The 20,883-nt window shown below is 70.6% G+C and carries 12 protein-coding genes, 1 pseudogene and 3 CRISPR repeat arrays; of the genes and pseudogenes, 9 read left to right on the plus strand and 4 right to left on the minus strand.

What is annotated here, in order from left to right; translation table 11 throughout:
• Positions 1–57: 57 nt before the first annotated feature.
• From dnaB to ACFV1L_RS21100, 5 genes are all read left to right on the plus strand, one after another.
• Positions 58–1,551 (plus strand): replicative DNA helicase, encoded by a 1,494-nt coding sequence (gene dnaB / locus ACFV1L_RS21080; protein ID WP_380367899.1) that lies wholly within the window; start codon positions 58–60, stop codon positions 1,549–1,551.
• Between the two features lie 406 nt (positions 1,552–1,957).
• Entirely contained in the window at positions 1,958–4,291 is a 2,334-nt protein-coding gene (locus ACFV1L_RS21085) for a hypothetical protein (RefSeq protein WP_380367900.1), read from the plus strand.
• 286 nt (positions 4,292–4,577) lie between these two features.
• Positions 4,578–5,684, plus strand: coding sequence for a DUF6083 domain-containing protein (locus ACFV1L_RS21090; protein WP_380367901.1), 1,107 nt, complete (start codon positions 4,578–4,580; stop codon positions 5,682–5,684).
• Complete coding sequence (locus ACFV1L_RS21095) at positions 5,681–6,364, plus strand: hypothetical protein (RefSeq protein WP_380367902.1); 684 nt, start codon at positions 5,681–5,683, stop codon at positions 6,362–6,364. The genes ACFV1L_RS21090 and ACFV1L_RS21095 overlap by 4 nt, the downstream gene beginning before the upstream one ends.
• A gap of 4 nt (positions 6,365–6,368) precedes the next feature.
• Positions 6,369–6,947, plus strand: coding sequence for a hypothetical protein (locus tag ACFV1L_RS21100; protein ID WP_380367903.1), 579 nt, complete (start codon positions 6,369–6,371; stop codon positions 6,945–6,947).
• Positions 6,948–7,993: 1,046 nt separating this feature from the next.
• Here the strand turns inward: ACFV1L_RS21100 and ACFV1L_RS21105 are convergent.
• Together ACFV1L_RS21105 and ACFV1L_RS21110 are read right to left on the minus strand one after the other, a co-directional pair.
• Positions 7,994–8,311: a hypothetical protein gene (locus ACFV1L_RS21105; RefSeq protein WP_380367904.1), complete on the minus strand. Its 318-nt coding sequence runs from the start codon at positions 8,309–8,311 to the stop codon at positions 7,994–7,996.
• Between the two features lie 114 nt (positions 8,312–8,425).
• Positions 8,426–8,944 (minus strand): hypothetical protein, encoded by a 519-nt coding sequence (locus tag ACFV1L_RS21110; protein WP_380367906.1) that lies wholly within the window; start codon positions 8,942–8,944, stop codon positions 8,426–8,428.
• 752 nt (positions 8,945–9,696) lie between these two features.
• Between ACFV1L_RS21110 and ACFV1L_RS21115 the strand changes: the two genes are divergently transcribed.
• The gene (locus tag ACFV1L_RS21115; protein ID WP_380367907.1) at positions 9,697–9,984 is read left to right on the plus strand and encodes a hypothetical protein; all 288 of its coding nucleotides are present in this window, start codon (positions 9,697–9,699) and stop codon (positions 9,982–9,984) included.
• Between the two features lie 32 nt (positions 9,985–10,016).
• Positions 10,017–11,722: direct repeats of the CRISPR family, unit length 29 nt; unit sequence CGGCTGACCCCCGCTCGCGCGGGGAGGAC.
• A 343-nt stretch (positions 11,723–12,065) separates the two neighbouring features.
• Here the strand turns inward: ACFV1L_RS21115 and ACFV1L_RS21120 are convergent.
• Positions 12,066–13,199 (minus strand): methyltransferase domain-containing protein, encoded by a 1,134-nt coding sequence (locus ACFV1L_RS21120; RefSeq protein WP_380367909.1) that lies wholly within the window; start codon positions 13,197–13,199, stop codon positions 12,066–12,068.
• 245 nt (positions 13,200–13,444) lie between these two features.
• A CRISPR array of direct repeats spans positions 13,445–15,301; the repeat unit is 29 nt; unit sequence CGGCTGACCCCCGCCTGCGCGGGGAGGAC.
• A 937-nt stretch (positions 15,302–16,238) separates the two neighbouring features.
• Positions 16,239–18,037: direct repeats of the CRISPR family, unit length 29 nt; unit sequence CGGCTGACCCCCGCTCGCGCGGGGACGAC.
• A gap of 300 nt (positions 18,038–18,337) precedes the next feature.
• On the opposite strand from ACFV1L_RS21120, the gene ACFV1L_RS21125 reads away from it, so the two are divergent.
• The 3 genes from ACFV1L_RS21125 (at position 18,338) to ACFV1L_RS21135 (ending at position 20,224) form a co-directional block, all read left to right on the plus strand.
• Positions 18,338–18,898: a Uma2 family endonuclease gene (locus ACFV1L_RS21125; RefSeq protein WP_380367910.1), complete on the plus strand. Its 561-nt coding sequence runs from the start codon at positions 18,338–18,340 to the stop codon at positions 18,896–18,898.
• 488 nt (positions 18,899–19,386) lie between these two features.
• Positions 19,387–19,821, plus strand: coding sequence for a hypothetical protein (locus ACFV1L_RS21130; RefSeq protein ID WP_380367911.1), 435 nt, complete (start codon positions 19,387–19,389; stop codon positions 19,819–19,821).
• A complete protein-coding gene (locus ACFV1L_RS21135; protein WP_380367913.1) occupies positions 19,811–20,224 on the plus strand; it encodes a hypothetical protein in 414 nt (137 codons plus the stop codon). The genes ACFV1L_RS21130 and ACFV1L_RS21135 overlap by 11 nt, the downstream gene beginning before the upstream one ends.
• A 32-nt stretch (positions 20,225–20,256) precedes the next feature.
• Here the strand turns inward: ACFV1L_RS21135 and ACFV1L_RS21140 are convergent.
• Positions 20,257–20,581 (minus strand): annotated as a pseudogene (locus ACFV1L_RS21140) (transposase); the annotation flags it as partial.
• Positions 20,582–20,883 lie beyond the last annotated feature (302 nt).

Consider the following 20,883-nt stretch of genomic DNA (forward strand, 5'->3'; position numbering starts at 1 on the left):
CAGGCCGCCCCGGCAGCCGCGGGCCGAATCCCAGGAGCAAACCCCATGGAATCCACCGTGAGCGTACCGAGCCAGCAGGTCCCGGACGAGATCGACTGGAGCGACGCGACCGATGAGGACGTCCCGCAGCAGCCGCGGCACCGCCGGAAGGCGCCCCAGGCCGAGCCGGCGACCAACATCGAGCGAGTGCCGCCGGGCGGCCGGCCGGAGGACCTGGTCGTCGAGCAGGCCGTCCTTGGCGGCATGCTTTTGAGCCCGGACGCGATCATCGAGGTCTCGGCGATCCTCAGCCCCGACGACTACTACCGCCCGGCTCACGAGACGATCCACCGCGCGATCCTCGACCTGCACAAGCGGCAGGAGCCCGCCGACCCCCTCACCATCGCCCACGAGCTCAAGAAGCGCGGCGAGCTGGAGAAGGTCGGCGGGGTCTCGTACCTGCACACCCTGGTCAACTCGGTGCCCACCGCAGCCAACGCCGACTACTACGCGGAGCAGGTCCGCGACCAGGCCGTGCTGCGCCGCCTGGTGACAGCCGGCACCCGCATCGCCGCCATGGGCTACGCCGGGCAGGGCGAAATCGACGGCATCGCGGCCGCGGCCTCCGCCGAACTCGCCGGAGCCGTCGAGGCCAGGGGCCGTGAGGACGACTTCCTGCTGCCGAGCGAGACCGTCGGCCCGACGCTGGACGAGATTCAGGCCGCCGGCTCCCAGGAGGGCATCAGCGGCGTGCCCACCGGCTTCGCCGACCTCGACCGCCTCACCCAGGGCTGGCAGCCCGGACAGGTGATCATCGTCGCCGCCCGGCCCGGACACGGGAAGTCCACGATCGCCATGGACTTCGCGCGGGCCTGCACGATGCCCCGCAACTCCGCGGGCCAGCTGATCGAGGGCGCAGCGAGGCCGGCCGCGTTCATCACGCTGGAGATGTCGATCAGCGAACTCAACATGCGCACGCTCTCCGCCGAGGGCAAGGTCGCGCTGCACCACTTGCGCGCCGGAACCCTGACCGAGGAGTCCTGGGACAGCCTGGCCGTCGCGGCGCAGCGGTTCAGCCAGGCCCCGCTGTACATCAACGAGTCGGCCAAGTCGATGCCCGAGATCCAGGCCAAGTGCCGTCGGCTCAAGCACCGGGTGCCCGACCTGGCGATGATCGTCATCGACTACATCCAGCTCATCACCGGCGGGGCCAAGCGGCGCGGCGAGGACAGCCGTCAGCAGGAGGTCTCCGACATCAGCCGCAACATCAAGCTGCTGGCCAAGGAACTCGGTATCCCGATCATCGTCCTGGCCCAGCTCAACCGCGGCCCCGAGATGCGCACCGACAAGCTGCCGATGGTCGCCGACCTGCGCGAGTCCGGTTCACTCGAGCAGGACGCGGACATCGTCATCCTGCTGCACCGGCCCGACGCCTACGACAAGGAGCACCCCCGCTCAGGCGAGGTCGACGTGATCGTCGGTAAGCACCGAAACGGTGCGACCGCGACGATCACCCTGGCCGCGCAGCTCCACTACTCGCGCTTCGTCGACATGACCCGCGACGTCACCTGACCCATAGCAGCCCCAGCAAGCGCCCTGGAGGCCCGCCAGAGCCTCTGGCGGGCCTCCAGACACATGCCCCCCGCTGCCCGGGGTGGTGATCGCTCTGCAGAAGACGATCTAGCGATTCACTCAAGGAGCCACGCGAAACGGCCGGGGCCCCGGCCGGGGAAAGCCGAACTCGGTTGAGCCTGGGTTGGAACCGAGCGACGTACAACGCGCTGAACCGGCGCGACCACTTGGGCGGCGATGCGTCCTAAGGAGTTCGAGCATGCTGCGTTCCAGGCCAAGGCCCTGCGGCAGCAGCGGCTAACAGTCGGCTGGTAACCCAGCTGCCAGAAGGCGGGGTGACTCACCTTCGGGTGCTGAACAGCATGACCACGAGCAGAGATTCACGGTGGGCCACTAGAGTGCAACGATGGCGGACGCAGAGACTCCACTGAACTTGGACGACCTCACCCGACTCATGCCGGAGGTCCATCCCGTCGACGAGGCCCCGCCGGTACTCGTGGCACTCGGCGAACGCTACTGGGCGCTGGCTGGCTTCACCGAAGACCCGCCCGTGCCCGTCTGGTCCGAGAAAACCAGCGCGATCGATACCGCTGGCTGGGGTCGGCAGCACTACGTCGTGGCCGCAGCCGGCGTACGCGCCACCGTTCCCGGACGAGCCTGCGCGAAGTGCGCTGGCCCCCTCACCCTCACCTCGCGCAGCGCCTTCCAACAGGTCTGCCTCAACGGCACCCCGGACTGCGTGGACTGCACCCCCTCTCTGACATCGGCGGCAAGCGCCCTTATCAGCCCCACCCGGCTGGCTAAGGTTCAGGCGCAGCGGGCTGCGGCCGAAGCGCGGCAAGTCGCTGACAGGGCACACGAATTGTGGAGGCAGCAGCAGCGGTCCGTCGTCGAAATGCAATACCCAGCGGTATTTCCTTCGTCCCAGGATCAGATCCCAGACACCTCCGTCAGGGAGTTGCTTGGAGCGCTCGCCGTTCTGCGTTACGCGCCGAACACCGCACCCGTGGCCAGCATCGATTCCTGGCCGGTACCGCTCCACCCGGACCCCGATGCCCACGGTCCTTTGATGGGAGAGCTGGTTCGGTCAGGGTTGCTCGCAATCCACCCCTCAAGCCCGCTAAACGCCTTCGTCTGGGAGCCAGCTTCCTATGAAGACGCCCTCGCCCAGGCTTCCGGTGACCCCCGCGCCGTCGTGCCCCCGGCTCTCACCGGATCCTTCTACCCCTCTCGGGCCTGCTACTTTGCGCCTCACGGCCCCAGTTTGGGCAAGTCGGCCGAGTCCCTCGACGCGCTCCTGACGATGGTCTTGGACATCCGCGTTCTGACTGCCGGTCAACAGGACGGCCTCCTCAAGATCGCCCAGGACTTGGTGGCGGCCGAGGCGCTGCGGTACTTCCGGTGGCGTCTCGAGCACCTGCTTCTGCCCGCCGTACCGGACAATCACGCTGTCCGGCTGCATGAGGCATCGCTGAAGGTAGCGGGGCTTCGGCCCCTGGGTGAGATCTACAACCTGGTCTGGCGGGCTACCCGAGCGGCGGCCGAAGCTGCCCAGGCGAACCCTCGCGCGCCGCGGGCCAACATGACCACTCACGCCGTCAACCACTTTGAGACACAGTCCCAGCGTGCAGTCGCGGAAGCGGATTGGCTGATCAAGCCCTTCAACGAGATCAGCGGCCGGGGGCCGACCGCCATGACCCGAACCTTGTTCTACGGGCTTTTCGACAGCAACCCGATCGACACCAGCCTGCCCCAACTCAAGAACAAGCTACCCATTCCCGCTCCCGAACCGCCCGCCCCGACCACCCCGCCGCAAGCAGCGTCTCCGAATTCGCCGATCACGTTCCCGCTCACCTGGCTCTCGGCATACCCCGGCCACTGGAACCCTGACGACATGCCCGCAGCCCTCAGCCGGCTGAAGGAGCGCTGGGCCGACACCGGGGAACCAGATGCTGGTCTCGGGGCCGTAGCGCACGCGTCCTTCCAACTCACCGTCCTTTTCGGCGGGCTCGCCCCGGTGATCGGACGGCGCGAGGCGGCGCTCGCTGTCGTTGCCGCAGTCCCGCACACCATTGGCCACGAAGCCGACGCCGAAAAACTGGCCGCGTGGATCATCACCCAGCTTGGAGTGCTGCTGCTCGCCCCCTCCGGTCTGGACGGATTCCCGGGAGCACCGTACGTGGGGGAAACCGCCACACCGGAAGGCTATGAAGAGGAAGAACCGCTGCCAATCCGGCGGATGCGAAGCCTCGACGATCCCGACGTAGTCGAGCTGTCCAACCGTTACGTAACGTTGCTGAACGACCAGTTCATCGAACTCGATCTGGAGGAGATCAGCCCCGCCTCGCGTGCTCAGCTGGGCGCTGACGTACGGGCGGAGGTCAAGGCGATGTTCAACTCCGGGTACTCGTTCCCGCTTATCGAGGAGGCTGTGAGGGCCAGCTCCGCTGGGCTGGCCCGGGGCGTATCTCGACACGTCCGAGGGTCTGGAGACCTTCGACACGACGCAGCGACGATCTGGCTCCGGGCCTGGCGCCGCTCGCAAGTCGAACCGAAGCGTTGGACGGCCTGGCCGTCCGTTGAGGAATGGGCGACCTTCAAGGAGAGCCTTGAGCAGGTCATCTCTGAAGAGACCGATCCGGTAGAAGTCCTGCGGATGGCGCACAGCGCGGGCACCGATCAGTGCCCCGGGCTGTGGCTTGTCGGCAGCGACTTCGAGCTACCGCCCTCGCTGCGCTGAGAGAGACAGCCCCTTGTCGCCTTCCAGGGCGCAGCCGGCTCGTCGACCTCCCCGCCACGATGCCCGATAGGGCTGGGCACCACGCCCGGGCTGGACGACGTGCTGAAGAACCGTCGCCCGCCCCGTTGACCCAGGTCCGATCCTGCTCCACCGCAGACCGAGCGGCGGACCGCCGGTTCCGCGACGACAAAGCGCCGGGCGAAGGCGTCGGGCTGTCGCTGCGGTCCGGCCCAGGGCCCTGGGCCTCGAATCGGCAACGATGCAACTTCCGGCCACAACACAGTGCATGATGGTCAGTCACATCACCCGTCTGCGAGGGACGCTGACGATGCCACTGCCGCTGACAAGGGGACTGACTGCTGCCCGGCTCGACCCCTGGAGCCCGTCGAAGACACTCCGGGCAGACGCCACCGGGACGTGCAACCGCTGCGGAAATCCGGTCGAGTGGTACGACCGGGCCGACGGCGGCCGCATCCCCATGCTTCACGGCGAGTTCCCCGCCAAACGCGTCCCCTTCCAGTACCGCTGGTCGGTCGAAGGCGGGGTGGCCCGCCGCGGCAGCTACGGCCGCGTCGACCTGAGGTGCCGAATCCCGCACCCCACGGTCTGCCCCAACGTCGACCACACCGGCCTTGACCCAGTGATGCTGCCGATGGTCCAGGCACTGGCAGTACGAACCCGCAAAATGATTGAGAACGGCACCTTCACCCCGCCCATCGACGAAGACGTCGACGAAGACGCGGCCCAAGAGGTCGAACCGGAACCTCAACCCGAAGCTGAAGCCCCGACAGGACGCCATGTCCTCGCCTGGGGTGGCCGACTGCGCATCGCCCCCTGCCGCATCGACGATGTCCGATGCATCGCCTGGGACGACAACACTGACGACCGGTGTGAGCGAACCCTGTTCGACATCGCAGAAGGTGCCTGGGAGCAGATCCCCGTCCCCGCGCCATCCGGACGCCGTAACCGCGGTCCCCGGGGCGCAATGTGGGTATGGGAACTCTCCCCCCTCGACTACCGCGACGCCCTACGCTGGATTCAGCAGCGCTGCACGGAACACAACGGGGGGAACGCCCCCGACGCGGTGCCCAACGAGTTCGTCGACTTCAACGCCGACCGGCACGGCCGCTTCATCATCCGTCGGCGCCCCGAAGGCTATGCCCGTCCGGCACCCACCCCGGCCGACGACACCCCGGCAGCACCCCGGACCACTAACTGTGCTGGTGGCTATTGCAGCAACACCACAGTCGTCGCCGTTGGACCCGATTGGCTCTGCTACAGCTGCGAACGCACCCAGCGCCGCCGCGTCGGAGTCCACCGCCGCTGGCAGCAGAGCAGCGATCAGAAGCCCCACCGCAGGCCCTGGGAGCGGCAGGAAGGACCCCAGTGGTGAGCTCCACCCCTTACTTCCGCCCCGGCACCAACCCTGTCGTATGGGTTACCGAGGCCTACCCCGCGGTCCTGTGCGCCGTCCTCAATCGGTACGAGGGCGGGCTCCCTCGCGAAGTCCCGGAAATCATCTGGGAGCAGATCCAGCAGGGCGATCGGACTCCTGCGCAGTTGCGAAACCGCGTCGAGCAGCGCTGGTTCCTGCGCTACTCCAACCTCACCCGCTCCGAGCTGCGCGAGCGGGCCGACGAGATCGCCATAGCGCTGGTTGCCCCGAGTAAGTGCCCAAATCCGGACTGCGAGGACGGTGTGCTTCTGACCAGCGCCCGGACCTGTGGCCGGTGCCTGCCTGCCCGTAGCGAGTTCCATATGCGTGCGGAGGACGTTCCGGACGGCCGGCGCTCCAGTCCTGCCGCTGTCGCGGGAGCGGCGGCCGCGATTCGGGCTCGGATGCGCCAGGTCAACGGTTTTCCCCGGGACCGCAGATCTCTACCCGGCGTTCCGGTCGCGCCGAAGAGGAAACCGGGAACGTATGTGCCGGCGCCCTACACCTTGCGCGAGCCCGAGGTGCTGCCCGAGGACGAGCGGGTGTACGAGGCGGCTCCCCGGTGGCGTCTGCGCGAAGACGAGACCGTCCATCCGAACACCTGGTCCGCCGCTTCACCATCGCCTTCGGAGTCCTGAACCGATGAAAGCCTTTTTCGCCGTCGTCACCGAGGTCCTGCTGGCTGACGGCTGGCACAAGGTCCGCACCGGCACCTACACCGCCGACACCCCCGCCCCTGCGCCTCGGCACCGCGGCCGCAGCCGCAGCCGCAACCAGGGACCGGGGCAGGCCCCGGGGTTCGTCTTCACCGCGCTCGACGGCAGCACCGTCACCGGCCCACTGACCTCCGTCCTCGCAGTCCGCGCCACCCCGCCGGTGGTGGCGGAGGTCGTGGTGCAGTGGTGCGGAACCTGCAACGACGGGGAGCCCACTGGCGAACTGGGTCGGCGGTTCGTCCAGGTCGGTGACCGCAGCGCCCGCTGTCAGGAGTGCGGGAAGAAAGCCCCAGCCGTGCCAGGGGAGCCCGAGTGGTGCAGACTATGCGTCCATACCGCCGCGAGGTGGACGATGTGGAAGTCCCAGGCCGGGGTCGGCCAGAACATTCCATGCCCACGCTGCCATCCCGACCCGCAAGCGGTACTCACCCGTATCCCCAGTGCCCGTACGGCTTTCGAGGAGTACCTGGTCTTCAGCGCCATGACCAGAGGCCCTGAGGCCTGACCGGCGAAGAACGGCTGTTGAGGACCGCCGCTTCGGCTTCACGGGAACTGAGCATCCGGCGACGGCTGACCCCCGCTCGCGCGGGGACGACCGGCTCGTCGACCAGCTCTCGCGTGTTGTCAGCGGCTGACCACCGCCTGCGCGGGGACGACATGCCGCCGATGTACTCGTCCCAGCGCTGGAACGACTGACCCCCGCCTGGGCGGGGACGACACGTGCAGGAAGGTGCGCTCGCTGCACGCGACCGGCTGCCCCCGCTCGCGCGAGGACGACCAGCTCCCGGACGCGGGCTCGGAGATGGGCGGCGGCTGACCCCCGCTCGCGCGGGGAGGACACAATCGTCTCGCGGAGCTCACGGCCAGCATTCGACTGACCCCCGCTCGCGCGGGGAGGACAGCGACGAACAACCAGTCCACCGCCCTGACCACGGCTGACCCCCGCTCGCGCGGGGACGACGGAGCCTCGGTGCGGAGGTGGGTAAACCCCTGCGGCTGACCCCCGCTCGTGCGGGGACGACCCCGGTGCGATCGACGGCGTCCCTGTTCTCACCGGCTGACCCCCGCCTGCGCGGGGAGGACCGAGTCGTGGTGGTGCGGATGCAGCCGAGGCCCGGCTGACCCCCGCCTGCGCGGGGACGACAGGTCGTGACCGGTCATCGGGCCCAAGATGGCCGGCTGACCCCCGCCTGCGCGGGGACGACACCGCGACGGCGAGGGCGAGGCGGGGATTCGCTGGCTGACCCCCGTCTGCGCGGGGACGACGTGACGGCGGCCGGAGCGACCGCCGAGGGCGACGGCTGACCCCCGCCTGCGCGGGGACGACGACCCGGACTACTCGGCGGCGGCCACCGGCAACGGCTGACCCCCGCCTGCGCGGGGACGACGAGCTAGGGCTCGACCCCTGTCACCGAAGTGACGGCTGACCCCCGCCTGCGCGGGGACGACACTTCGCGACCTGCAGCGTCATGGAGGCTTTGCACTTTCTTTGCTATGCCACGCAGCTGAGGGAGGTTCAGATATCAAGGGGCGGTGTGCCGGTGCATCGTGTCACGGCGGTACGACGACGCCCCCGGTGAGTGCAGACCTCGAGGCCCGCGCTGGCTGAACCACGGGGACGACCCACCCGTCGCGCAGCCAGCCCGGCCCCCGCTCGCCGACCACACCGCCTACCAGGAGCTTCGCCGCCGGATGCGCGAGAACGCCGCTGTCCGCCGAGCCGCGGCCGACGAAGCCAGCGCGGAACAGGAGACCATCCTGCGTCGGCACTACAACCGGCTGCGTGAGCCCGAGGGAGCCTACCGAGCCGCGATAGAGGACGCCCCGGTCATTGACCGCAGCCACGCGCGTCGTCAGGGTGACCGTCACCACGCTGCTCTGGCCGTGGCCCGCACGACCCGGGCTGGGGCGCTTGCTCTGCGTCGCCCGGCGGTGCAGCGGAGCGGGGAAGGGTGAGCTGCCGCCGGCCTCACAGACGGATGATCAGGGCTCAACCACCTCCAGATGGTAGGTCGTGTCCACCCAGAATCCGCCCGATGTGGCCTTGATCGACAGGACGTACTGGCCAGATGTGAGCGGATCAAGCGTGCACCAGAGCCCCCATGCGACGCGCGGGCGTCCAGCAGCCCAGAATCGCCTGGAAGCGAACTCGTGCACCTGCAACGGAGTACCGTTGAGCGCGGCCTCGGCTTTGGATGCATTGACGCGCCACGGTCTTGCCGGGAAGCCCAACGCCAGGCGCTGAGTATTGAAGACGGGGAAGAAGATCGGCTTCCCGGCGGGCAACTGGCATCGCCGCACGACTCGGCCGCCGTAGGTGCCTGCCAGGAACCATACGTCCGACGGCTGCCGCCAGTCGGCGAGCTCTCCGGTCCTGTCCCTGACCGGACTGCGATCTTCCGGCGCCGACAGTGCCCACTTCCACCACCGCGCCGCAAGCTTCCCGCCCTGCTTGGGATCCACGGTCCCGGGACCGACCTCCTGGAACACGGCCTCGCTCACGTCAGCTCCTTCGCCTGCACGCGCTGTGCACATCGATTCGGCGAGACCCTACCCCGCGACAGCCACCGCCTTCCCACCGGTCCGGACCGCGCCGGAATCGAGCGCGACGCGGACGCTGAGCACGTCCGATTCAGCCGTACCTTACGGGCCGTCACCACTCCCCGAGATTTGGATCAGAGCCGGATGGTCCCCAAATCCGGACGGAACCATCTCCGCTCGCGCGGGGACGACGTGGATCCAGGCGAACGCCGCGTTCGTCCACGCGGCTGACCCCAGCTCGCGCGGGGACGACCTGCTCGGCACCGCCATCCTGGGGCACGCTGCCGGCTGACCCCCGCCTGCGCGGGGACGACATCCCGACCGCTCTGGCCTGCACGGGGTGTAGTGGCTGATCCCCGCCTGCGCGGGGATGGTGAACGTGACGGACGGCATCGACGTCGACAAGACGGCTGGCCCTCGCCTGCGCGGGGACGACATGCGCTCTACGCCGCTACGAAGCGGCGGCACCGGCTGACCCCCGCCTGCGCGGGGACGACCCCGCCGAAGGGGCGGCCGGCCGACGGCCCGGCGGCTGACCCCCGCTCGCGCGGGGACGACGCGTCCAGGAGCACGCTCACGTCAAGGGAGCACGGCTGCCCCCGCTCGCGCGGGGACGCGGCGGCACGGCCTGCCGCTCCGGCGGGCTCTGGTCGGCCAGGCGCCCGGTCACTATCCTGAGCGCTCCTCGAGCGGCACCAACCAGGACGGCTCCAGTGAACAGACTCCCAGTACAGAACGGCGGCGAGGATCTCGTCTGCCTCTTCATCGAACCGTACGGCGAGGACTTCTGGTTGAAGCCCGGGGATGAATTCACCGTTGTGCCGACTGACGACGCGCCGGATCCCCAGTTCACCGTCGTCTCCGCCCCAGACCGCCTGGTTGTGTGGATCTTCGAAGGCGGCAATCCCATGAACGTAATCGCCGACTACACGGTCGTCGACAGCAACGGGTCGGAGTTGGAGTGCGGCCACCAACATCCTTCTGCCGTGAACCCGGGCTAACTACCCTCGCCCCAAGCACACCTCATGCTCAATGGCTGACCCCCGCTCGCGCGGGGAGGGCCGCAACGTCCCCTGACGGACCGAAAGACAGGGCGGCTGACCCCCGTTCGCGCGGGGAGGATCTGGTCGACCCCCGCCTGCGCGGGGACGACGGCTTCCTCCTCGGTGCAGGTGAGCTTCTTGGCGGCTGACCCCCGCCTGCGCGGGGAGGACGCCAGGGCGGCCACGACCTCCCCGCGGATCCGCGGCTGACCCCCGCCTGCGCGGGGAGGACCGGAAGAAGCGCACCGGCGCGAAGCTCGCCACCGGCTGACCCCCGCCTGCGCGGGGAGGACACCAGGGTGTCGGTGCTGATGACGTAGACCTTCGGCTGACCCCCGCCTGCGCGGGGAGGACTGCGCCGGGGTGCCCAGCGCGGCGAACTCCCCCGGCTGACCCCCGCCTGCGCGGGGAGGACTGGCGCGAGAAGTTGGTAGACCTGTGGGCCAGCGGCTGACCCCCGCCTGCGCGGGGAGGACCCAAGGATCTGACTCCGCTGGCCGTCTCCGGACGGCTGACCCCCGCCTGCGCGGGGAGGACGTCAGGCTGCCGTTCTGCAGGCTCTGCGTCAGCGGCTGACCCCCGCCTGCGCGGGGAGGACTCCGGGAGGCTCAAGCTGCAGCGCCAGACGGCCGGCTGACCCCCGCCTGCGCGGGGAGGACGGCCTGCTCCACCGGGGGATGAAGTCGGCCGGCGGCTGACCCCCGCTCGCGCGGGGAGGACGTCGACAGCATCGGCACCGTGGCCGCGGCCTGGGGCTGACCCCCGCTCGCGCGGGGAGGACCATTTCCTGGAGTTCCAGCGTCGGCGTGGTCACGGCTGACCCCCGCTCGCGCGGGGAGGACTCCAGCCAGGCCGCCGCCGTGCGGGCCCGTGCCGGCTGACCCCCGCTCGCGCGGGGAGGACCGGCTGAACCGCTGCACGGTCTTGTCCCTCGGCGGCTGACCCCCGCTCGCGCGGGGAGGACATCTGCTGCACATCCACCATGTAGCGGGCCAGCGGCTGACCCCCGCTCGCGCGGGGAGGACCGCACTGTCTAGCACAGTGATCGAGCGGTCTGCGGCTGACCCCCGCTCGCGCGGGGAGGACTCGTCCAGGAGCCGCAGTTGGCCGTCCACGGCCGGCTGACCCCCGCTCGCGCGGGGAGGACGTCCCCTGGAGGACGGCCCGCACCTCCCGGGACGGCTGACCCCCGCTCGCGCGGGGAGGACCACACCGCGGTCACCAGCACCACCCGCGGCATCGGCTGACCCCCGCTCGCGCGGGGAGGACCAGCGCTACGTCCTCGGCGCGAGCCAGGAGGACGGCTGACCCCCGCTCGCGCGGGGAGGACGTGTTCCGGCTGTGATGGCTCCGCTGGAGACCCGGCTGACCCCCGCTCGCGCGGGGAGGACCTCCTCGGTTTCTGCCGGGCGGCCCGTCCGCCCGGCTGACCCCCGCTCGCGCGGGGAGGACGCCCGGTGCGACCAGTTCATGGCCTCGACCCGCGGCTGACCCCCGCTCGCGCGGGGAGGACCTGCCCATCGTGGCGATGAACGCGCGCTTCGACGGCTGACCCCCGCTCGCGCGGGGAGGACCCCGCGATGAACTGGTCCACGGTGTCGGCCAGCGGCTGACCCCCGCTCGCGCGGGGAGGACGGCCCCGGGTTCCGCAGGTACCGGCCCGGCCACGGCTGACCCCCGCTCGCGCGGGGAGGACGCTTCGCGGCCTTCAGGGTTATGACGCCTTTGCACTTCCTTTGCCGTGTCCGGTTGTTGATGGCACTTCAGATATCAAGGAGCAGCGTGTGGGTGCATCGTGTCACGGCGGTGCGACGCTACCGCCGGGCGTGGTTGCCTGTGGTTGGTGCGGATGCGGCCTGCGCGTGCCTTCGCGGGGAGGTAGGAGGACGCGGCCGACCGTGCGGGGGTTGGCTCTTGCTTCGGCAAGCACGGGCGGGGTTGGGACGTGCGGGGGTCGTTCCTGCGCGTCGGGGAGTAGACGGCGGGTGTGGGGCCCGGCTGTCGCGGGTTGTGTTCTGAGGGTTGTTCGTTCGGTTTGGTCAGATTGGTTGTTCGGGGTTGTCGAGCCAGGCGTGCCAGCCGGTGGGTGTGACGGTGAGTCCGAGGCGTTCGACTCGTGGTTGGTCTGCTCGGTGCCACCAGTCGAGGACGTCCTCGAATTCGTCCCAGAGGCGGCGGGCGCCGTACTGGCGTACGGGGTGGGCCCTTTCGCCGTCGTGGAAGGTCGCGGCGGCCCAGGCCGGGGCGGTGAGGGAGTACAGCCACAGGGTCCGGGCGCCGTCCGGATGGGGTTGGACGGCGTGGACCACGTCGCGCAGGCGCAGGCCGGCGGCGAACGGGAAGGGGTTGAATTTCCCGTGTGGGGGCATGGTGGCGGTGGTGGTGGTCTCGGTGACGGTGCCGCCGGCGGGTGGGTTCTCGGGCCAGGTGAGGCGCTGGGAGCGCATTTTCATGAACTCCGCCGGCTGGAGGAACGGTCCGGACGCGTTGCCGTCGTCGGTCACGGTGAGGCGGAGCAGGGCGTCGGCGTTGGAGTAGTGGGTGCCGAATGGGGCGAGGATCAGGCCGCCGGGGCGGGTCTGTTCGATCCAGGCCGGAGGGACCTGGCGCAGGCCGTAGGTGGCGATGATCCGGTCGTAGGGGGCGCCGGGCGGGTGGCCGAGCGCGCCGTCACCGCATACGAGGCGGGGGTGGAAGCCAGCGGCGTGAAGAGCGGTGCGAGCCTGGGCGGACACCGCAGGATCGATCTCGATGGTGGTCACGTTGGCGTCGCCGAGCCGGTGGCTCAGCAGCGCGGCGTTCCATCCGGTCCCGGTGCCCTGTTCCAAGACCCGCATCCCGGGCTCAACCTGGAGGTCGTCGAGCATGGACGCTACCAGCGAGGGCTGGGAGGCGGAACTGGTGGGCACCGTTCCCGGTTCCGCGCCGTGGTGGTTGCCGTCGTCCCACTGCGTCACGATCGGGATGTCCGCGGCCGCGGCCGCCAGCCAATCGGCTTCATCCGCGTTCCGGTCGACGGTCCGGCTTGTCCCACTGCGCATGTCATGCGCCCACACCAGGTCGGGCAGGAACAGTGCGCGGGGGACGGCGTCGAACGACGGGGCCCACGCCTCGGAGACAGGGAAGGGCCGCCCCGCACCGGAGCGGCCCATCCAGTCGGGGGCCAGGGTCACTTGCGACGCCCGCCGTCACCAGGCGGGGTGGTGCCGTCCGGCGACGGCGGCGTGGGCGGCGGAGTCCAAGGCGTCCCCGGATGCCCGTCGCCCCCGTTGCCACCGCCCTCCCCACCGGAGTTCTCCACGTCGATGGTGCTGTCCATACGAGCCTCCTCAAGGTGCTCCCGATTGTGCCTGCCCGGAGTCGGCAGCAATAGAGGGCGTGCTGACGGCTAGTCAGGTCAACGGGCCTGCCGATGATCGAGGCCACCCCCGCTCGCACGGGGACGACTACATCAGCAGGGAGTGGCAGCAGGCCGGCACCGGCTGACCCCCGCTTGCGCGGGGACGATCCGCTGGACCTACTGCTCCTGGCCGAACTGGGCGGCTGACCCCCGCCTGCGCGGGGAGGACCGGGCGACCAGCAGCGGACCGGCGAACGCCAGCGGCTGACCCCCGCTCGCGCGGGGAGGACCCGCTCAAGGTCAGTCTCTCCGCCCCGCTCGGCGGCTGACCCCCGCTCGCGCGGGGAGGACGCCGGGGTGAGGAACACCGCGGACGGCATCATCGGCTGACCCCCGCTCGCGCGGGGAGGACGAGAAGATCCTCCACCCGAGGAGCGGCTCGTACGGCTGACCCCCGCTCGCGCGGGGAGGACTGCTGCATGGCAGTGCTCGGCACGGGCGTTCCCGGCTGACCCCCGCTCGCGCGGGGAGGACCATGCGGCGTCACCAGCACGCTCACTCCAGCCCGGCTGACCCCCGCTCGCGCGGGGAGGGCTACGCGGCGATGAGCCGCCTCGGCATGGTCGGCGGCTGCCCCCCGCGTGCGCGGGGACGACCTCCAGTACCGCGGTGAACGATGGCGTTTCGGGCTGACCCCCGCCTGCGCGGGGAGGACTCCACGGCCGGCCGCTCGTTCGCGGGCGGCTGCGGCTGACCCCCGCCTGCGCGGGGAGGACGACGGCCGCTTCCCGGTCGTCCGCGACGCCGGCTGGCTGACCCCCGCCTGCGCGGGGAGGACGCCTCCTCGTCGCTCCTCCCGGAGGAGCTGAGCGGCTGACCCCCGCCTGCGCGGGGAGGACGCCATCGTGTCCAGGTACGCCTGGCGCAGGCGCGGCTGACCCCCGCCTGCGCGGGGAGGACCCACCCTCCAGGCCCTCGCGCAGCACAAGGGCCGGCTGACCCCGCCTGCGCGGGGAGGACCTCGCGACGTTCAACCGGGTGGCCAAGCCGTTCGGCTGACCCCCGCCTGCGCGGGGAGGACCCGGTCTCCAACACCGCCCGCAAGAGCACGATCGGCTGACCCCCGCCTGCGCGGGGAGGACTTCGCCGCCAGCAGCACGCCCTTGATCACGTACGGCTGACCCCCGCCTGCGCGGGGAGGACCCGAGATGGTCGCCATATGTGCATTTTGGACGCGGCTGACCCCCGCCTGCGCGGGGAGGACCCGTCCCGGACGAGGATCGCCCGCTCGACGTCCGGCTGACCCCCGCCTGCGCGGGGAGGACGTCGGCCTCTTCAACGCCGGCCACGGAGCATTCGGCTGACCCCCGCCTGCGCGGGGAGGACGCCGAGCCGCTCCTCGATGACGCGGACGCGGACGGCTGACCCCCGCCTGCGCGGGGAGGACTGGAAGCTCCAGCTGCAGCATCCGTCCGACGGCGGCTGACCCCCGCCTGCGCGGGGAGGACGCTTCCGGGTCCACGAGCTGCGCGCTGAGCGGCGGCTGACCCCCGCCTGCGCGGGGAGGACCGACCCATGTCTGAGGTGTGCTGTCAGGCCGACGGCTGACCCCCGCCTGCGCGGGGAGGACGCATCCGCGACCGCGAACACGCCGGACATCGACGGCTGACCCCCGCCTGCGCGGGGAGGACAGCAGCAGCGCGACCGGCACCAGCAGCGCCAACGGCTGACCCCCGCCTGCGCGGGGAGGACAAGAGGCGCGACCGGGCCGGCAGCGCCGGATCCGGCTGACCCCCGCCTGCGCGGGGAGGACCGGTAGTAGCCGATCGGCGAGGGCCGCCTGCCCGGCTGACCCCCGCCTGCGCGGGGAGGACGGCTCCGGACGCCCTGACTGCGCCCCGGGCCGCGGCTGACCCCCGCCTGCGCGGGGAGGACGCTTCGCGACCTGCAGCGTTAGGGAAGCTTTGCACTTTCTTTGCTATGCCTCGCAGTTGAGGGAGGTTCAGATATCAAGGTGCGGTGTGCGGGTGCATCGTGTCACGGCGGTACGACGATGCCCTCGGTGAGTGCAGACCTCGAGGCCCGCCCCGGCTGAACCACGGGGACGACTTGCCCGCCGCGCCGGCACCGAGGACCGCCGACCCCTGCTCGCACACCGGGCCCACAGGCTGACCCCCGCTCGCGCGGGAAGGACCTCATGCCCAGCTTGGCCAGCAGCTCCGGGCGCGGCTGACCCCCACCTGCGAGGACGACGGCGCGGTTGGGCGGCATCGGTCGGGCTCCGGCTGACCCCCGCTCGCGCAGGGACGACCCTGCGAGCCAGGAGATCAGGACGGTGACGCTCGGCTGACCCCCGCTCGCGCGGGGAGGACCTCGCAGTACCCGGCTCCCTGGCAGGAGCCGCCGGCTGCCCCCCGCTCGCGCGGGGGAGGACGCGGGCGAACTGTTCCCGGAGCGCGGTCGCGGCGGCTGACCCCCGCTCGCGCGGGGAGGACACGGTGACGGTGCTCGTCGCCCTCGGCTGCGGCGGCTGACCCCCGCTTGCGCGGGGAGGACTCGGCACGACCGAAACGGGGCCGCCGTGCCGCCGGCTGACCCCCGCTTGCGCGGGGAGGACCCCGCCTCCGGGTCATAGGCAAGAACCTCTCCCGGCTGACCCCCGCTTGCGCGGGGAGGGCCCTTCGCGACCTGCATCGTTCTGGCGGCTTTGCACTTTCTTTGCCGTGACTGGCGGCTGAGAGAGGTTCAGATGTCAAAGGGCGGCGTGGTGCATCCTGTCACAGCGGTACGACGATGCCCCCGGCGGGGATCTCGGTGGCTGCACCGGCTGAACCTCGGAGACAATCCGGCCTCCGCGGCGGCCCCGCTTGGTCGGCTGGCCCCCTCTTGCCCGGGGACGACGTGTCGGCCGCCTTGGTGCCGCTCCCGGCGGCCGGCCGGCCCCCGCTCGCGCGGGGAGGACGCGACATCGCCGAAGAAGTTCCACCGGGGCGCCGGCTGACCCCCGCTCGCGCGGGGACGACTTGGTGTCCATTCCGAGCAAAGGGACGTGCTCTGGCTGACCCCCGCTTGCGCGGGGACGACCCGTCCGGCGCCGACCTCGACGCCGAGGCCCGCGGCTGACCCCCGCTCGCGCGGGGACGACTATGTAGTGGCGGTGACTACTGGCCTTGGGAGTGGCTGACCCCCGCTTGCGCGGGGAGGACCGGAGCCACTCCAGCACGACGGCCTCCACGTTCGGCTGACCCCCGCTTGCGCGGGGAGGACTACCAAGGCGTGGATGCTCGGCGGCCACACCCCGGCTGACCCCCGCTCGCGCGGGGAGGGCGGGGTCGCCGCGTTCGCCCCGGCCGCCGGCGGCGGCTGACCCCCGCTCGCGCGGGGACGACCCTACGGCGAGGACTACGACGCCGCGGAGCCCGGGCTGACCCCCGCTCGCGCGGGGACGACATGCCGTGGTCGTCCTGCTTCACGGGCTGCTCCGGCTTACCCCCGCTCGCGCGGGGACGACTCGTCCGGGCATCCGCGGCGCCACATCGGGGCCGGCTTACCCCTGCTCGCACGGCGACGACGACGGCTGGGCACCGGGCTGGGTGCCGTAGACCGGCTTACCCCCGCTCGCGCGGAGAGGACCTCGCCTCCGCCCTGGCGCCGGTGCGGCCGGACGGCTGACCCCCGCTCGCGCGGGGAGGACGCGGCCTTTCGAGTCTCCGCCTCGGCCTCGGCTGGCTGACCCCCGCTCGCGCGGGGAGGACATGGACGCGTTGATGAACCGCGCCATGGGCACCGGCTGACCCCCGCCTGCGCGGGGACGACGCCAGCGTGTGCGCCCTGGGGGCGACGCCGTGCGGCTGACCCCCGCCTGCGCGGGGACGACGAGCGCCTGGAACGCGCGTGCCGGCGCTGTGACCGCTGACCCCCGCCTGCCCGGGGAGGACGAGGGGGCACCGGTGGCTGACCTCCTCGACGGCGGCTGACCCCCGCCTGCGCGGGGAGGACATGCTGGCCGAACAGCTCGCCGACGCCTACGACGGCTGACCCCCGCCTGCGTGGGGAGGACAGGCTCGGCAAGTTTGCGGAGTCCGGCGCCGACGGCTGACCCCCGCCTGCGTGGGGAGGACGGCGCCGCCCATCCGCGGGCTGCGCCCGGCCCCGGCTGACCCCCGCTCGCGCGGGGAGGACTCAAGGGGCAGCGGTTCACCGGCCCTGAAGACCGGCTGACCCCCGCTTGCGCGGGGAAAACGCCACACCGTAGTGCGCGGCCATGTCGACGAGCGGCTGACTCCCGCTCGCGCGGGGAAGACCGCACCCGGCCGCCGGCGGGGTGCAACCGGGGTGGCTGACCCCGGCTCGCGCGGGGACGACGGCTGGGCGGGGTCGTCGAGGGCGACCTTGCTCGGCTGACCCCCGCTCGCGCGGGGACGACCATCAGCACCAGCGTGATCAGCGCGTTCCGCGCCGGCTGACCCCCGCTCGCGCGGGGACGACTCGGACGTCGACCGCCTCGGTTGCGGAGACAACGGCTGACCCCCGCTCGCGCGGGGACGACGTCCAGCACCTGGCGCAGCATGGCCACGCGCTCGGCTGACCCCCGCTCGCGCGGGGACGACCGCAAGCTGCTCCTGGACGCCGTCCGGCACGCCGGCTGACCCCCGCTCGCGCGGGGACGACGCTTCGCGACCTGCAGCGTTATAGCGGCTTTGCACTTTCTTTGCCACGTCTGGTGGTTGAGGGAGATTCAGGTATCAAGGACCGATGGGCGAATGCATCGTGTCACGGCGGCACGACGATGCCCCACGGTGCGGAGCTCGAGGCCTGCGCCGGAGCTACGCCTCCGGATACGCGAGGACGCCGCCGCCCGCCAGGCCGCGTGCGACGAGGCAGTCCCGATCGGGAGACTTCGTGAGCCGGTACCGCGCAAAGCCCGCGCCAGGGACAATGAGGACGGCACCAGAGGAGGCGAAGGAGACCGTGAGCGTTGCAGTTACCGAGCACCACGGACCGTGGACCGTCCAGGACGTCCTGGCCCTGCCCGAAGACCCCCGCCACCGGATCGAACTCGTCGGGGGAGCACTGCTGATGAGCCCGAGCCCCGGCGTCCCCCACCAGCGCGCCAGCCTCCGCCTGGCCATGCTCCTGAGCCTGGCCATCGACAACGCCGAAGCCCCACTCGAGGTCCTCGAAGCCGTCAACGTCATCGTGCCCGACGGCCTGCTCATCCCCGACCTCGTCATCACCGACGCCACCGCGGCCGCCGACGCCGGCACCACCCTCAACGCCGACGACATCATCGTCGCCATCGAAATCGCCTCACCCTCCACCCGGGTCGCCGACAAAAAGATGAAACCGCCGCTGTACGCCGCAGCCGGCATCCCCCACTACTGGCGCCTCGAACTCGAACCCGCCCCACGCCTCTACCTCGGCCACCTCGAACGCGGCCACTACACCGACCGCCTCGTCCAAAGCGGCGAAACCACCCAACTCACCGACCCCTTCCCCCTCGACCTCGACCCGGCACGACTGCGCCGGTGAATCAGGCTGGCCAGAGAGTGAGCTGAGCCCGGGGGCAGAACCCGGACGGCCCCGTTCCCGTGGGGACGACCGCGAGAAGGCCGACCGTGCTGGCGAGTCCTGCGGCTGCCCCCGCTTGCGCGGGGAGGACGGTCATGTGATGGCGCGGGGACTGGCCATACCTGGCCTTGAAGAAGGTGGCAGACATCAAGGAGCGGTGTACGGGGCATCCTGTTACGGCAGTACGACGCGATACCCCCAGGACTACGGGCCTCGAGGGCTGCGCTGGCTGAATCACAGGGACGACCGGACCCGGCTGGTGACGCACCGAGTCGGAAGCGGCCGCCCCCACTCGCGTGGGGATAGCCGATGCTCAGGTCTAGAACGCAAGCTCGACGGCACCTTCGAAGGGGTGAGTCGTTCGTCACGATTGGGTGAACTGCCGGAAGGGCACTGGATCCCGGTGTAACAAGGACCCACCAGCTTCACGTGCAAGGGCAGGCGGTGGGATGGCAAACAACGGCGGCAAGCGGCGCGGCCGCGTCGTGGACATGAGTGCGGGCGAACCGGCACACTACAAGCCGCCTCCATGCCCACCGGCGGTCGAGTCCAACATCCGCATCGAGATCACGGACACGGATGAACTCCGGATCCGCATGCAGGTCTACAAGGATTTGATCACGTTCTTCGCCATCATGCAGATGGTGTGGGATGACGGAGAATGGAAGGAAGTCGCCCGGATCGACTGCTGCCACAGCACGATCCACCGGCATCAGTTTGTCCTTCCTGACGGCCGCGATATCCACGATCACCAGCTGATCGTTGAGATCCCGCCCGACGGCGGGGAACGCTGGAGCGTGGTGAACGACGGCTACCACAAAGCGTTGGCAGTGATGTACGAAGAGTGGGAGACGAACGTGCAGAGGTGGCGAGATGGCCGGTGACCGGGCCCTGCGGCTGAAGGCCGGATTTGCTCTGGCCAAGGCCCTCGGCGATCGCGACATGCGGAAGCTCTTCGAGCAGCACGGTTACCGCTCAGGGGACGAAGTCGTAACCGCGCTCGAGTCGGATCTCATCCAAGATGTCTTTGCCAGGCTTCGCCGATACTCTCCGCCTGTAGTCGTAGCCATCTACTGGCCTGACACAGGGGCGCTCAAGTTCACGTCCTTCTCCCCCTCCCAGGAAGTTGCCTCTGAGGATCAGAAGGAAGAAGTCGGCGGCACCAGCACCATCGGCATGCTCTATCGTCATGCCGAGGCTCAGCAGAACCCTCGCTTCGTGTTCAAGATGAACTGGGCAAACCCGCAAGTAGACATTCAGACCTTTGCGTTGTCCGGAGCCTGCTAGGGGCTTCTGAATGATCATCCGGCTGGTTGGCAACCGGCGCCGGCGCGACGGACGCGGATCCCGTCGATAACCTCACCGAAGGCAGTGGCGTCGTTGACGTTGCCAGGCGTGAGCACGGCCAAAAGGGGTAGGCCCTGGCCGTCCGCAGCGAGGTTGGCGGTCAGTCCTCCCCGGGACCGGCCGAGCGCCTGGCGCGCCTGCGAGCGGCCCGGATCTTCCAGTTCGTCCCCGTCTGCGGCCCCTTTTACGGGCACCGGCGGCGCGGACCGGGGCGCCGTGGCGCGATCTCCCAGAGCGGTACACGTGGGCCAGGTGGAGTGGACCGTCGCCGTCGACTCCACGGTCAACCGGGCCCACCAGGGCGTGCCCGGCTGACCCCCGCTTGCGCGGGGAGGACGTGACCTTGCTGCCGGTCATCTCGTAGTCGTTCGGCTGACCCCCGCTTGGTCGGGGACGACTCGTGGGACGACATCTGCCTTCGCTGCGGCTTGCGGGGCAGCTGCGGCTGACCCCCGCTCGCGGGGAAGGCACGACGCATGGCACCGACATCGAGTTGGACTACGGCTGACCGCTGCCTGCGCGGAGAAATTCTTCATGAACTACAGCGTCGTAGTGGCTGCGGCTCAGCGTGCCCGGCTCTGGAGCACGACGTTGGGTTG

It is taken from the genome of Kitasatospora sp. NPDC059646 (assembly GCF_042734615.1).
In the GTDB taxonomy this organism is placed as follows: Bacteria; Actinomycetota; Actinomycetes; order Streptomycetales; family Streptomycetaceae; genus Kitasatospora.

Bases quoted from the DNA above. Each gene is read 5' to 3' on its own strand.
- ACFV1L_RS21085 (WP_380367900.1), top strand. From the start codon at position 1,958: ATGGCGGACGCAGAGACTCCACTGAACTTGGACGACCTCACCCGACTC.
- ACFV1L_RS21100 (WP_380367903.1), top strand. From the start codon at position 6,369: ATGAAAGCCTTTTTCGCCGTCGTCACCGAGGTCCTGCTGGCTGACGGC.
- ACFV1L_RS21090 (WP_380367901.1), top strand. From the start codon at position 4,578: ATGATGGTCAGTCACATCACCCGTCTGCGAGGGACGCTGACGATGCCA.
- ACFV1L_RS21135 (WP_380367913.1), top strand. From the start codon at position 19,811: ATGGCCGGTGACCGGGCCCTGCGGCTGAAGGCCGGATTTGCTCTGGCC.
- ACFV1L_RS21130 (WP_380367911.1), top strand. From the start codon at position 19,387: ATGGCAAACAACGGCGGCAAGCGGCGCGGCCGCGTCGTGGACATGAGT.